Source organism: Rummeliibacillus sp. SL167 (assembly GCF_007896505.1).
GTDB lineage: Bacteria > Bacillota > Bacilli > Bacillales_A > Planococcaceae > Rummeliibacillus > Rummeliibacillus suwonensis.
This window is the reverse complement of sequence record NZ_VCBM01000004.1, coordinates 205,991-220,865: the sequence shown is the minus strand read 5'-3', so window position 1 is coordinate 220,865 and position 14,875 is coordinate 205,991. Positions and strand designations below refer to the sequence as shown.

Sequence of the window (14,875 nt, the reverse complement as noted above, 5' to 3'; positions counted from 1 at the left end):
ATGACCAAAAAGGTTTTTTGGTCATTTTTATAAGACGAAAGTGGGTGAGAACCAACATGGACCGGAAACAAGAGATTCTAGAAGCAGCATACAAATCCTTTTCCCTTTTTGGATACAAAGCAACAACAATGGATCAAGTAGCGAAAATCGCAAACGTTGGAAAAGGTACAATCTATACTTTTTTTGAAAATAAGGAAATCCTTTTTCAAGAAATTGTCCTTAGAATGATTTCTGAGATGATATTGGCAGCAGAAAAAGAAATTGTACCGAATTGTCCATTTCAAGAAAATGCACATAATGTTCTCATGAAAATCTTACAATTTAGAGAAGTACACCAACTTTATGCGAAATTAGTAGAAGAAGAAAAAGAACTTCGTACACCTACTGTTAAAACAATGTTGGCGCGTGTGGAAAAAGAAATTGTCTCCTATATTGCGGAAAAAATAAATATCGCTATCGATAAGAAAGAATTACGTCCCTGTGATTCAGAACTTGTAGCATATCTGTTATTTAAAGCGTATATTGGATTTGTAGCTGATTGGAGTGCAACGCATGATTCGGAATTATCCGAAGAAAGAATCGCAGCATTGTTTCGCAATACTATTTTAAGAGGTCTCTTACCATGAGTCTTTTTTTATAGAAAAATGACTGATTGACGAAATTAGTCATTTAGTTTTAAAGGAGGAGTAAATCGTGATTAAAGCAGAATGGAGCAAAATCTTTCATTCTAAAAAAATATTAGTTGCTATAATTGCTGTTTTATTTGTCCCTGTCATTTATGCTGGTATGTTCCTTTGGGCATTTTGGGATCCTTATGCACACTTAGATCAACTGCCAGTGGCTGTCGTCAATAATGACGAAGGTGCCACAATTGACGGTGAGAATAAGCAACTTGGTGACGATCTTATAAAGAATTTAATCGATAGCAAAGAATTTAAATTTAAAGAAGTATCGCAAAATAAAGGAAGTAAAGGATTGGAAAAGCGTGATTACTATATGGAAATTGTCATTCCAAAAGATTTTTCAAAAAATGCAAGTTCTATACTAGAAGACAATCCTGAACAAATGAAAATTATTTATAAACCAAATGAAGGCTATAACTTCTTAAGTGGGCAAATTGGTAATTCAGCAGTAGAATTGGTCCGCAAAGAGGTAAACAAACAAGTATCAGCAACTTATGCCGAAACATTATTCGCTAACATAAAGAAAATGGGGAATGGTTTCGGAGACGCCGCTGATGGTGCAGGTAAACTAGCAAATGGTGCTGGTAAGCTTGATAAAGGAGCCAATCAATTAAATGATGGTATTCAATCTGCCAAAGATGGTGCAACAAAGTTAGCGGATGGGGTAACATCAGCAGCAAAAGGCTCGAATGATTTAAAAAATGGTATTGATTCAGCGGCAACAGGGGCTGGTCAATTAAATGATGGAGCATCATCAGCAAAAACAGGCTCTGAAGATTTACAAAACGGTATCAAATCAGCTAAAAGCGGTTCCAGTCAATTACAAACAGGTTCAGCTGATTTAAAAAAGGGAACGGCAACGTTTGTTTCTGGACTTGAAGGGAATACAACGAAAATCAATGCATTAAATAATGGTGCGCAACAAATAAATACTAGCGTTGGTACATTAAGTGCTAGTTTAGGTAAATTGGCTCCGGGTGCCAGTCAAGTATCAGCAGGTGTTTCACAATTAGTTGATGGTTTAGGTGAAATGCCAAAACAAATTTCATCTTTACAAACGGGTGTTGCCAGTCTTAATAGTGGCGCAACTGATTTAACAAAAGGGACACAGTCGCTTGCAGCCGGAACAGAACAATTAATCACCCAAATTAAAGCGATGAATCTTCCAGAAGAGCAAGAAAAAGCATTACTTGCAACTGCAACAGCTATCAATACAGGCGCTACTAATGTTAACGAAGGTGCAAACAATCTAAGTGCTGGTACTACACAACTAAATCAAAGTGTTGCCAACATGAATGCACCTACTTCAAAAGATTTAACAGTTTTAAAAGAGGGCGCTGCGCAAGTATCGACAAATTTAGATAAGATGAATACATCTGTTGCCAACCAATTAGCCCCTGGAACAAAGCAATTGGCAGCAGGCACCAAAGAACTAGCTTCTAAATGGAGTGCTTCCGTAGAAGGTGCCAAAAAATTAGATGCGGGAGCTGGAAAATTAAATACAGGTCTTGTTTCGCTTAATGGCGGTTTAGGACAATTACAAAATGGATCTAGTCAATTAGCAACGGGCCTAGGCACATTAAGTAATGGTACTCAATCTCTGGTAACTGGTCTTGGACAATTACAAACAGGATCAGGACAACTAGCAACTGGCTTAAATACATTAAATAACGGAACACAATCATTAGTAAGTGGAGCCTCACAACTTGCGGATGGTTCAAAACAACTTGCAGATGGTACAACAAAATTGAAAAATGGAGCCGGCACGCTACAAGGAAAATTAGCAGATGCACATGATACAGCATCAAGTGTCAATGCAACCCAAAAAACATATGATATGGTCGGTGAGCCTGTTGATGTAGAGAAACAAGAAATCAACAAGGTACCAAACTATGGTACAGGATTTGCTCCATACTTTATCTCACTTGGCTTATTTGTAGGCGCATTATTAATCTCTATTGTATTCCCATTAGTGGAACCAGCGATAAAACCTAAAAATGGCTTCGCATGGTTTGCAAGCAAAACGGCTATATTAGCAGTGGTTGGTTTAATCCAATCATTAATCGTTGTTATAATCGCATTATTTGCCTTGAAAATCGAAGTTGCTAATGTGGGAGCATTTATCTTGATGGTATTAATCACAAGCTATGCATATCTAGCTTTGATCCAAGCGTTAGTTTCGCTATTTGATAATCCAGGACGATTCCTAGCTCTTGTTATTCTTATACTTCAACTAACGACAAGTGCAGGTACATTCCCATTAGAAGTGATACCGAAATTTTTACAAGGATTTAATAGATTCTTACCAATGACTTATTCAGTTCAAGGCTTCAAAGCGGCTATTTCAACAGGTGATATGGGCTTCTTTGGTATGAATAGTGGAATCTTATTCATATATATGGTCGTATTCTTAGGGATTAGCTGCGGCTATTTTGTATTACTTTATACAAAACGCCACTCAAGAGAAGCAGAAGCAAAATAATAAAAAAGATAAAATGGATTCGCTTATAAATTTGAGACCAGAAATTTTTCTGGTCTTTTTTTATCATTTAAGTTACTTGACATAATTTAATAACTAAAATAAAGTTAGTTACTAAAAGTAAGCTAAAAGAAGTCATTTTTTTGAGCGTTTTGAACATAGAATGTTTATAGAACAATCGTAAAAGAGAAAATAGAGGTGGGATATCATGGAGTTTGGCATATATACATTAGCTGATATTGAAACTAATCCACAAACTGGAAAAACAGTATCAGCCAAAAAACGAATTCAAGAAATACTAGCAGCGGCAAAATTGGCAGATGAACTAGGATTACAAATCGTTGGGGTTGGGGAACATCATCGTTTAGATTATGCGGTTTCTTCTGTCCCAGTTATACTAAGTGCTATTGCTCAGCAAACTAAAAATGTTCAGTTAATCAGTACTACAACTGTATTAAGTACAGTTGATCCAGTTCGATTATACGAAGATTTTGCAACATTAGATTTACTTTCTGATGGTCGTGCTGAAATCATGGCTGGTAGAGGGGCATTTATCGAATCTTTTCCTTTATTTGGCTACGACATCAAGCATTATGATGAATTGTTTGAAGAACATTTAGAGCTTTGGCAAAGATTAAATAAAGAAGAACGGCTCAGCTGGCACGGTAATTTTCGAGCACCATTAGAGAATGCAGAAATTTCTCCACGTGCAACAAAGGAAATCCCGACATGGATCGGTGTTGGGGAAACACTAGAAAGCGCGAGGAGAGCCGGACGATTTGGTACAGGTTTAGCACTTGTGATACTTGGTGGAAATCCACAGTATTTTCTTCCACTGATCGAAGCTTATAAACTAGAATTTATCGCTGCAAAACATCCAATAGAAAACTATAAAGTGGCTATAACTGGTCATGGCTTTTTTGCGGAGGATGGTCAAAAAGCTCGTGATGAATTTTATGCTTATTATAGAAACTATTGGGGAAATGTCAATAAACAACACGGTATGGCTTTTCATATGGATCGTGAAGATTTTGAAAAGGCGACGAGTCCCAACACACCGCTATTTGTAGGAAGTCCAGATGAGATCGTTGAGAAAATCCTGAAACAACATGAGTTATTTGAACATACTAGGTTTTTAGCACAATTAGACATTGGAGGACAGCCATTTGAAACGGTTGCTCGGTCTATTGAATTATTAGCGTTAGAAATTATGCCGAAAGTCAATCAATATATAAAATAATTCAGTTTGTAGTTTGGGGGAAAATAATCTCTCTTTAATGATGTATTAGCCATTGTATCAACTTTGTGAACATCCTCTAGCTTAAAAATTTGTTCTTATTATAGGTCTAGGTCTCGGCTATATAGGAAATTGCTAATGATTGTTATCAAACACAACTTTCATACTTAGTGAGCACATAAAAAAGCGGAAAGAGTTGTTCAGGCTCTTCCCGCTTTTTTGTGTAAGCGATTTACTTATAAGTTCATCATCTGCGGTTCGGACAGTGATGAGGAGTGAGTAATCAACTAAATGGATTTTTTATGAAACATTTAGGAAAAGATTAAAGGCTGTTACAATGCTCGCAAGTGTTAGTGTAGCACTCACTTTGTTCTTCGATTTTTTCACCACATTCTGAACAGTGTTTGTCAGGTAAGTTTTTGAAAAACTCGACAACATTTTCTAACACAGAGAATCCCTCCTTGTCGGTTCTGTTATATTACTGTTTCTTTATTGTGTATTGTATTATAACACGGACACATATGTCAATACAAAATTTCAATTTTAAGTTAAAATAATGGATGACTTATATTTTAGGAGTGAAAGATATGTATTTTATTGATAATAAGGGAATCACTGATCCACGCATTAACTTAGCGATTGAGGAGTATGCGTTAAAAACGTTAAATGTTGAAAAAGATTCTTATCTACTTTTTTATATCAACCAACCTTCAATCATTATAGGAAGAAACCAAAATACGATTGAAGAGATTAATACAGATTATGTGGAAAAAAATAATATTATTGTTGTTCGTCGTTTATCTGGGGGTGGGGCTGTTTATCATGATTTAGGAAATTTAAATTTTAGCTTTTTAACAAAAGATGATGGTGAATCTTTCCGGAACTTTAAAAAGTTCACACAACCTGTAGTAGATGCGATGAAAAATTTAGGCATTGATTCTGAATTATCTGGTCGAAATGATATTCTTGCAGAGGGACGTAAAATATCTGGAAATGCTATGTTCACTACAAAAGGACGTATGTTTAGTCATGGTACGCTAATGTTCGATTCTAATATAGATTCAGTTGTGGCTGCATTAAAGGTGAAAAAAGAAAAAATCGAATCAAAAGGGATTAAATCCGTTCGTTCTCGTGTAGCAAATATTGCAAATTTCATGGAAGAACCTATTACGATCGAGGAATTTAAAATGGAAATATTAAAATCCGTTTTTAGCGGAGAAGAGAATATTCAATATTACGAGCTAACAGAAGAAGATTGGAACCATATACACAAATTATCTGAAGAACGTTATCAACAATGGGATTGGAATTACGGTCAATCGCCGAAATTTAATGTTCAACGTACGAAGAAATTCTCTTCTGGATTTATCGATTTACGTTTAGAAGTAAACAGGGGTATGATGGAACAAGTACGTATCTTCGGTGACTTCTTTGGTGTAGGGGATATGGCAGATATCGAAAATGCACTGAAGGGTAAAAGATATGAGCCTCATGAGATTTCTCAAGCTATCCAAAATATTGATGTTTCTACATACTTTGGAGGCGTTTCAAAAGAAGACTTTATCAAACTGATTTATTAGTTCCATGTGCAATGCACATAAAAGATGGAGGGTGACAGAATGGTTATACATCGGATTTTGATCGTGGAAGATGATGTAAAAATCGCAACATTATTGGCGGATACGTTACGTAAGTATCACTATGATGTAAAGACAGTGGAATCCTTTGATAATATTCTTGAAGACTTTCAAGCGTTCAATCCTCATCTTGTTTTGCTCGATATTAACTTACCTTCGTATGATGGTTATTATTGGTGTCGTCAGCTAAGACAGTTGACGACTTGTCCAATCATTTTCATCTCAGCAAGATCTGGTGAAATGGATCAGATTTTTGCTTTAGAGAATGGCGGAGATGATTTTATCACTAAACCGTTCAATTATGAAATCATTTTGGCAAAGATTAAAAGTCATTTACGAAGATCCTATGGAGAATATGCGACCAAGCAAGAAGAAAGAACAATCAAACAAGGTCAGCTACAATTATTTCTTGAACGTATGGAGTTACATACAAAGAATGCTGAAATCCCCCTTCAGAAGAAGGAATGCGTCATTTTAGAATTATTGATGAGGCAAGCACCAAAAGTGGTATCACGCGAGAAATTATTAGAAGAACTATGGGATGATCAGGCTTTTGTAGATGAAAATACATTAAATGTCAATATGACGCGTGTTCGTAAAAAGCTTTCGGATTATCATGTTCGATCTACTATCGAAACAGTGCGTGGTGCAGGCTATCGATTTGTTCTGTGTGAAGAGGAGCAATAACAAATGGAATCTGTTAAACTTTTTTTAAAAGACCATAGTGGCTACATTGTTTTTGATATATTTCTTGTGTTATTTATTCTTTTATTATATTGGTTAGATGGTTTCCGTAATGTTGATACGGCCATTTATTCTATTATTATTTCACTGATTTTAACGATTACTTTTTTATGTATACGTTATATTATGCAACAATCATACTATAAAAAAATACTTCAACTTCCTAAGTCGATGGAGGATGCATTACAAAAAAATGCAAAAACCCCGGAACATATTGCAACAGAAAAGTATATTCACGAATTATATAAAATTTACCAACTAGAAGCTCAATCGTTATATGCACAACAAAATCGTCATCTTCAGTTTATGAATCAATGGGTGCATCAAATGAAAACACCGATTAGTGTGCTAGAACTCCTCCTGCAAGAAGATGGAGAGTTGGATAAAGTCAGTGTCCAAGAAGAAGTGGATCGGCTAAAGCATGGTCTTGAAACCGTTTTGATGAATGCACGTCTAGATACTTTTGAAGAGGATATGAAAATTGAAAAAGTAGCATTACGTCCATTAGTGAGTGCGATTGTCAATGAAAATAAACGATTATTCATCACGAATCATGTGTACCCTAGTATTGATATCGCAGAGGATTGTATCGTACCTACAGATCCTAAATGGATGAAGTTTATCATCGGGCAATTTATCACCAATGCAGTAAAATATACTTTTGAAGACGGTAAGAAATTGTATTTATCTGCGGTAGTCAAGGATAAGCAAGTGATACTGACGATTAAAGATGAAGGAATAGGAATTCCTCCATCTGATTTAAAACGGGTAACAAAAGCATTCTTTACGGGTGAAAATGGCCGCAAAACGAGTGAATCGACTGGTATGGGGCTATATTTGGCGAAAGAGGTTTGTGATAAACTCGGTCATCAATTGGAAATAGAATCTGAAGTGGGACAAGGTACATCGATTCGGGTAACCTTCCAGCATTCTTAATAGAATTGAGGTAATCATATATGTCGATTTTAAAAATTCAAGACGTAACGAAAGTATATGAAGGAAAAGTTACACATCGTGCGATCAACCAACTCAGCTTTGAAGTAGAAAAAGGTGAATTTCTAGCAGTGATGGGACCATCAGGGAGTGGGAAAACAACGCTCCTCAATATGATTTCCACCATTGATACTCCAACATCAGGTGAGATTATCATAAATGACATAAAACCTCATGACTTAAAGAAAAACGATTTAGCTTATTTTAGAAGACGTCAGCTAGGGTTTGTTTTTCAAGATTTTAATTTACTTCAAATGCTTACGGTAGAAGAAAACATTGTTTTGCCTTTAACACTTGATGATCAGGATCTTGAAACGATGCAAGCAAGGGTTAAGGATGTTGCACATCAGTTAGGTATTGAAAATATTCTTGAAAAACGCCCAAATGAGATATCTGGAGGACAAGCTCAAAAAACAGCAATCGGCAGAGCGATCATTCATAAGCCCTCGTTGCTATTAGCAGATGAACCAACGGGCAATTTAGATTCTAATTCATCTAAAGACGTTCTTGGCTTATTGGGCAGGATTAATAAGCAAGAAAACACAACAATCGTAATGGTGACACACGATCCGATTGCAGCTAGTTATTGTGATCGTGTTCTTTTTATCAAGGATGGAGAATATTTTAATGAAATTTATAAAGATAATCACCGCCAAACCTTTTTCCAAGCGATTTTGAATGTGTTGAGCTTACTAGGAGGTCATGTCGGTGACTTTTCGACAGTTCGCCTTCCGTAATGTGATAAGAAATCGTCGTATTTATGCGACATTCTTTATATCTAGTGTGGCATCCGTTATGGTGTTTTTCATCTATTCTATGCTGATGTTTCATCCAAGAGTGGAAGATGAATTTCTGCGAGAGATTGCCTTTCAAGGAATGTTTGTCGCGGAAGTCATTTTAGTTCTCTTTACATTGTTTTTTTTGTTTTATTCGATGCGGGCATTTTTAGAGGCACGTTCTAAGGAATTTGGAATCTTACTTCATTTAGGGATGGAAAAGAGACAACTCAATAAGCTGATTTTATTTGAAACCATGATCATTGGGTTTGCTGCAATTGTTGTCGGAATTATTTTTGGTTATGCATTTTCAAAGTTTTTCTTTATGATTGTAAGAGAAATTTTGCAAATTGATAGTTTGCCATTGTACTTTTCTTGGAAGCCTTTTGCGTTGACCATTGTAACGTTTACGAGTCTATATATCATTATTTCATTTGTCAGTGTCATGTTTATCAAGGATGATAATTTAGTTAGTCTGCTGAGAGGATACTGGCACAATGAGCAAATAGCGAAATACTCTGTGTGGAAAGGAATTGCAGGATTACTATTGTTAGTTGCAGCGTATGTGATGGCGGCAAATATTAATAAAGAATATCTTGTCGTATTTGTAACGTTGATACCGCCATTTGCTATGATAGGAACCTACTTATTTTTTACAGATTCTGTTCCTTTCATATTATTCCAAATTCGTAAACATAGAAAATGGTATTGGCATAAATATCGGATCGTTTCAATGGCTAAAATTTCATCTGTTATGCGAGAAAACTCTAGAATGTTTTTCATCTCGTGTATGGTCTCTACATTGGCTTTTTTGGCCGTTGGCATTTTAAGCTCAATGTCGACATTTACACACCAATATCATCAATTGAACCCTTTAGGATTAGTGTATTCGAGTAAATTAGATAATCCATATGAGAAAGACCATATATCTGGATTAATCGATGAACTAGAGGATAAAGGGCTTAGTTATCATCTATATAAATTTGATGTAAAACGTCAAACATCCTCCAATACACAAAAAACGGTAAAGATTTTAACACAAACAGATATTAATAGACTTGCACTTGTGTTTGGCTATCCAGTAGTCAGCTTGAAAGCGGGTGAAGCAATGTTCCTACCCTATTCAATGGATTCCATTGATGAATTGAAAAGGAAAAAAGTGACAACCGTTTTACAGGAAAACAGCATCCCTTTATCTATTAATAAGGTATATCCAAAGGTGCTATTTTCACCAACTGAACTTGGAACAAACGTCATAGTGGTCAGTGATGAAGATTTCCGGTTGATTAAAGAGCCAATGGTAGGCGCTAATGCCAAGCAGTCTACGAATCATATCTTTGTATTTTCTGTACCTGAGTGGACGAAAACAAAAGATATTGGTCAAAATTTAGATGCTTTAATGACAGAAGCGTATATGACCAATCATGAAAACGACCTGCCTTTCTATTTTGAAAATCCGGGGTTGGATTATTCCTTTATACGTTCAACCTTTGCGCTGTTATTATTTATCGGCTTATTGGCTGCTACCGTTTTTTTCCTTGCTTCAGGGAGCTTTATTTACTTTAAACTATACGCAGGGCTAGAAGAAGATAAAAAACAATTTGATGCATTGCGTAGAATGGGGATTACAGATAAGGAATTACGCAAAATCGTCAATAGTCAATTGATCCCACAATTCTTTTTACCTTGGGGATTAGCCATGTTACATAGCACCTTTGCATTTATGGCATTACAAGTATTTTGGAAGGGAATTGCTGATTTATCGATAATACGAGAGATTTTCCTTGTATTAGCAGCTATTACATGTGTGCAATTGTGTTACTTCTACCTAATCCGTTGGCGTTATTTAGCCCATATAAGAGCCATATGAAAATGGAGATGATACTGCCTGTTCATATAGAATAAAAGCATTGCAGGCGTGTTGATTATCCAATTTTATCCATGAAGATAGGGAGAATTCGTTGATTTCCGCTACGGCTTGCACGACTCATGCGGGCGAGCGCTGAGCCGCTTCCTTCGCTACGCTCGTGCAGGGTCTCAACTGTCTCGCTTTTCCCAGCGGGAGCAAACCAGCCGCCTCTGCCTTATGGATAGACCGAACGAAGGAATGTACGCGCTAGACGCCAAGAGACATGGGAGGGTACGTCATCATAAGCATCGCAGAGATCTAATGTGCATCAAATAATGGCAATAGAGTTAATTCATTTCCAATTAGCTTTAGCGTAGCGTACACTGACATTGTTATTTATTTAAACAAATGGAAATATCAAACTAGTTCTCACTCTATCTTGGCCAAGAAAAAATTTTTTCACACGAAAAAACTCTAGCAAACGTTGATATAACAACATTTTAAGAGGGAGTCGAGCAAGCCTCCTCTCCAATCTACATAAATGAAACGAAAAATACATGTTTTTTTAAGAATTATATCAAAAATATTCCCTAATTTCTTCCTAATCAACACGCCTGAAAGCATTGAGAATGAATGAAAACAGCAGATAGCTAAAACGGCTGTCTGTTGTTTTATATTTCTAATTTTTGTATAATGTATTTGGATGGAAAATGAACCGCCATTCATTTTATTCTTACAAAGGGGTTGAGAATATGAATTTAGTTTCAGAGGTTTATAGGACATCTACAGAACAAGCAGACAAAGTGGCGTATCATTTTATGGGGAAGGATACGACCTACAAAGAGTTTGAGGATTCAGTTTCTAGATTTGCAACTGCATTAAAGGAATTAGGGGTGGAAAAAGGGGATCATGTTGCTTTTTTATTGGGCAATACACCACATTTTATCATTTCTTTATATGCAACAATGAGGATTGGCGCGACAGCTATACCTATCAATCCACTTTATACAACAGATGAGATTACATACATTGTCCAAAATGGTGATGTGAAAGCAGCAATTATTTTAGATGCTTTATTACCTTTGGTAGAAGTGGGGTTACAGGTATTTCCTGATGTGCATTCTTATGTAGTTTGTGAAACAAAACCTGATACGTTTGAAAAAATGCAAGCGCTGCCATCAAATGTTAAGGAAAAAGTGCATTCTTTTCATCAATTACTGATCCAAACAAAACCAGAAGTAAAACCAACGATGATGAATGAAGATGACACAGCCATTATTTTGTATACATCTGGCACTACAGGTCATCCAAAAGGCGCAATGCTAACGCATAAGAATCTATATTCAAATGCACGGGATATTGCGAAATATTTACAGATCCGTGCAGATGATCGTGCGGTTACAACATTACCAGTGTTTCATGTATTTGCGCTAACGGTAGTTGTAAATGCACCTTTATTAGCTTCAGCGCAACTAATTATTGTACCACATTTTAGTCCAAAGGAAATTTTTAGAATTGGCAGGGAACTTCAGCCAACTGTTTTTGCCGGTGTACCGACCATGTTCAATTTTTTGTATCAATTTTCTGAAGGAGATCCGAATGATTTAAAATCACTTCGTCTAGTCGTTTCAGGAGGATCTTCCATGCCGGTTTCCTTACTTCATAACTTTGAAGAGAAATTTAAGGTTAGAGTGTCAGAAGGGTATGGATTATCCGAGGCTTCACCAGTAACATGTTTTAATCCGCTAGATCGCGAACGAAAACCGGGGTCGATCGGTACAAATATCGTCAATGTTGAGAATAAAGTGTTTAATGAGCTGGGAGAAGAGGTGCCTGTTGGCGAAGTAGGAGAACTTGTTGTCAGAGGGCCTAATGTTATGAAAGGGTATTATAAAATGCCTGAAGAAACGGCGGCAGCAATTCGTGATGGCTGGTTATATACTGGCGATCTAGCAAGAATGGATGAAGAGGGCTATTTTTATATTGTGGATCGCAAAAAAGATATCATTATTGTAGGCGGATATAATGTGTATCCACGTGAGGTAGAAGAAACTTTTTATAAAAATTCAAATGTTTTAGAGGCGGCAGTTTTAGGAATCCCTGATCCGAATTTAGGTGAAGCGGTTCTAGCGTATGTAGTATTAAAAGAAAAATCTACTACTGTGGATGAATTACATGCATTTTGCAAAGAACATTTAGTCAAATATAAATGTCCAAAAGAAATCATCATATTAGATGAATTGCCAAAGAATGCAACTGGCAAGATTCTACGTCGCAATTTAAAAAATCAAGCCCTGTCGCGTGCGTAATTGATAGAAAAAGTAATGTTATCGAAATATGGACTATAGATGAACTCGACACTTTTCGATTTTGCCTATAGTCTTTTTTTACAGCCAAAAACAACAAAAGATATTAAGAGATGTTCTCTCAATATCTTTTGTCGACACTTGTCTTACCGATCATGCTGGATGGATAAATTTTTACGAACCTCACATCAACAGATAGTTAAGAACCCATTTTAAGATTTCAGTAAAAAACAAAGAAATCAGAAAAAACAGAACTGTGTGTCGTTTCACTTTATGCTTTTTTATATTTTGTATAGTAAAAAATAATTAATAAAAGGATCCAAACCGGTCCAACCTCTAGTGCAATTCTTGTATCTGGAAATACTCCCATCAGGAAAACAACTAAAAGCAGAAATGCAATAGCAAAGTATGAGCCAAGTGGATATAAAAATGCTTTATAAGTAAGGTTTGAAATTTGTGTTTTAGATAATGTTTGGCGGAACTTTATTTGACTGATTAAAATAATAAGCCAAGTCCAAATGGCACCAAAAGTTGAAATACTGGTGACCCATATAAACACTTTCTCTGCCACAAAATAGTTTAAAATAACGCCTATTAATAAAACAAATGCCGATGCGATAATGGCGGTCGTCGGTACACCACCACGTCCTATTTTCTTGAAAATAGCAGGTGCTTGACCTTGCTCGGCAAGATTAAACAACATACGGCCTGTACTAAATATCCCACTATTACAGCTTGATAATGCAGCCGTTAGTACAACAAAGTTGATAATACCTGCAGCATATTTTAAACCAACTTGATCAAACATTAAGACAAATGGACTGTTGTTTGTATTGATTTCGTTCCATGGATAGATGGCCATAATGATTGTTAATGCACCAACATAAAATATTAAAATCCGCCAGAGCACTGTATCAATCGCATGAGGAATAACCTTCTTAGGATTTTTTGCTTCACCAGCAGTAATCCCGATCAACTCAATTCCTAAATAGGCAAACATGACAATTGGCAATGACATGAGTATGCCTTTAAGCCCATTTGGCATAAATCCACCGTGACTCCATAAATTACAAAATCCGATAGCAATGCCGTCATTACCGATCCCAAACAAGATGATTCCTAATCCCACCACAATCATAGCGATGATTGCGAAAACTTTGATAAAAGCAAACCAAAATTCAAATTCGCCAAATGCTTTTACAGCAATTAGATTAACAATAGTCATCATAACAAGTGCTGCAAGTGCCCACATCCATTTTGGTGAACCTGGGAACCATAATTGCATGTAAATACCTATGGCAGTTATTTCAGCCATACAGGTCACAATCCATAGAAACCAATAGTTCCACCCAGTGATAAATCCAGCAAGCGGTCCTAAATAATCCTTAGCATAGCGACTAAAGGAACCTGCGACAGGGTTTTCAACTGCCAATTCACCAAGCGCACGCATAATAATGAAAATGACGATACCGCCAAGAAGATAAGCGATTAAAATAGCAGGACCAGCTAATTGAATCGCTCCTGCAGAACCTAGAAATAATCCGACTCCTATGGCAGCACCAAGCGACATTAACGTAATATGTCGCGACTCTAGACCTCTTTGGAGCTGTGATTTCTTGTTCGTCATAAAAAACCCCTTCGATGTGATAAGATTCAATTGCAACTTTCTAATGGTATCACAAAAAACAGATAATAAAAAAGGATTTAAGACTCTAACGCTATAAATATTCTGAATAATTACATTTTAATAGATATAACATTTTTATACTTCATTAACAGACAGTAAGGCTCTTACATCATGATGCAAGTATTGAGCAAAGGTTGAGTGAAAGAACAATTGCCAGTAAAAACCCGACTGATTTAAGGAGTATCGAATGAATATAAAGAAAGCTCACAGTGAGTGAAGTTTCACTTTGTGCTATAATATATGATTCATAATTGTAAAATTTGCCGCTAATATGAAAAATGTATTGGGACAAGTTGCTATCCTATGTTAGGCGTGTTGATGACAAAATATAGGAAATAGCAGGGAAACAGCTGCTAGTATACATACGTTTGGTTTGACTATCTACCAGTTGAGGATGAAAAGCCTCTATTGTGTGAAACATGAATTGCTAGTACTCGGTGAAGACAATCCAATGTCCTGCGGAAAGAGCGAATAAAGTCCCTAA

11 protein-coding genes are annotated in these 14,875 nt (G+C 36.2%); 9 read left to right on the top strand and 2 right to left on the bottom strand.

What is annotated here, in order from left to right; translation table 11 throughout:
* The first annotated feature begins 56 nt into the window (after window positions 1-56).
* The 3 genes from FEZ13_RS16430 to FEZ13_RS16420 all read left to right on the top strand — a co-directional run bounded on the left by FEZ13_RS16430 (window position 57) and on the right by FEZ13_RS16420 (window position 4,402).
* A complete protein-coding gene (locus tag FEZ13_RS16430; protein ID WP_146547535.1) occupies window positions 57-626 on the top strand; it encodes a TetR/AcrR family transcriptional regulator in 570 nt (189 codons plus the stop codon).
* 67 nt (window positions 627-693) lie between these two features.
* Window positions 694-3,165 carry a YhgE/Pip family protein gene (locus FEZ13_RS16425; RefSeq protein WP_146553579.1) on the top strand — a complete coding sequence of 824 codons (2,472 nt, stop codon included), beginning with the start codon at window positions 694-696 and terminating at the stop codon, window positions 3,163-3,165.
* A 205-nt stretch (window positions 3,166-3,370) separates the two neighbouring features.
* Complete coding sequence (locus FEZ13_RS16420) at window positions 3,371-4,402, top strand: LLM class flavin-dependent oxidoreductase (RefSeq protein ID WP_146547537.1); 1,032 nt, start codon at window positions 3,371-3,373, stop codon at window positions 4,400-4,402.
* A 319-nt stretch (window positions 4,403-4,721) separates the two neighbouring features.
* Here the strand turns inward: FEZ13_RS16420 and yhfH are convergent, their stop codons facing one another.
* Window positions 4,722-4,847 carry a protein YhfH gene (gene yhfH, locus FEZ13_RS16415; protein ID WP_146547538.1) on the bottom strand — a complete coding sequence of 42 codons (126 nt, stop codon included), beginning with the start codon at window positions 4,845-4,847 and terminating at the stop codon, window positions 4,722-4,724.
* 139 nt (window positions 4,848-4,986) lie between these two features.
* Between yhfH and lplA the strand changes: the two genes are divergently transcribed.
* The 6 genes from lplA (at window position 4,987) to FEZ13_RS16385 (ending at window position 12,707) form a co-directional block, all read left to right on the top strand.
* Window positions 4,987-5,979 (top strand): lipoate--protein ligase, encoded by a 993-nt coding sequence (gene lplA / locus FEZ13_RS16410; RefSeq protein ID WP_146553578.1) that lies wholly within the window; start codon window positions 4,987-4,989, stop codon window positions 5,977-5,979.
* A 39-nt stretch (window positions 5,980-6,018) separates the two neighbouring features.
* Complete coding sequence (locus tag FEZ13_RS16405) at window positions 6,019-6,723, top strand: response regulator transcription factor (protein ID WP_146547540.1); 705 nt, start codon at window positions 6,019-6,021, stop codon at window positions 6,721-6,723.
* Window positions 6,724-6,726: 3 nt separating this feature from the next.
* Window positions 6,727-7,716: a sensor histidine kinase gene (locus FEZ13_RS16400; RefSeq protein WP_146553577.1), complete on the top strand. Its 990-nt coding sequence runs from the start codon at window positions 6,727-6,729 to the stop codon at window positions 7,714-7,716.
* Window positions 7,717-7,736: 20 nt separating this feature from the next.
* The gene (locus tag FEZ13_RS16395) at window positions 7,737-8,510 is read left to right on the top strand and encodes an ABC transporter ATP-binding protein (RefSeq protein ID WP_146553576.1); all 774 of its coding nucleotides are present in this window, start codon (window positions 7,737-7,739) and stop codon (window positions 8,508-8,510) included.
* Window positions 8,482-10,419, top strand: coding sequence for an FtsX-like permease family protein (locus FEZ13_RS16390; protein WP_146553575.1), 1,938 nt, complete (start codon window positions 8,482-8,484; stop codon window positions 10,417-10,419). The genes FEZ13_RS16395 and FEZ13_RS16390 overlap by 29 nt, the downstream gene beginning before the upstream one ends.
* 731 nt (window positions 10,420-11,150) lie before the next feature.
* On the top strand, window positions 11,151-12,707 hold the full coding sequence (locus FEZ13_RS16385) for a fatty acid--CoA ligase family protein (RefSeq protein WP_146553574.1): 1,557 nt from the start codon (window positions 11,151-11,153) through the stop codon (window positions 12,705-12,707).
* Window positions 12,708-12,975: 268 nt separating this feature from the next.
* On the opposite strand, the gene FEZ13_RS16380 is transcribed toward FEZ13_RS16385, so the two are convergent.
* Window positions 12,976-14,331, bottom strand: a complete 1,356-nt coding sequence (locus tag FEZ13_RS16380) for an amino acid permease (RefSeq protein ID WP_146553573.1) — start codon at window positions 14,329-14,331, stop codon at window positions 12,976-12,978.
* Window positions 14,332-14,875 lie beyond the last annotated feature (544 nt).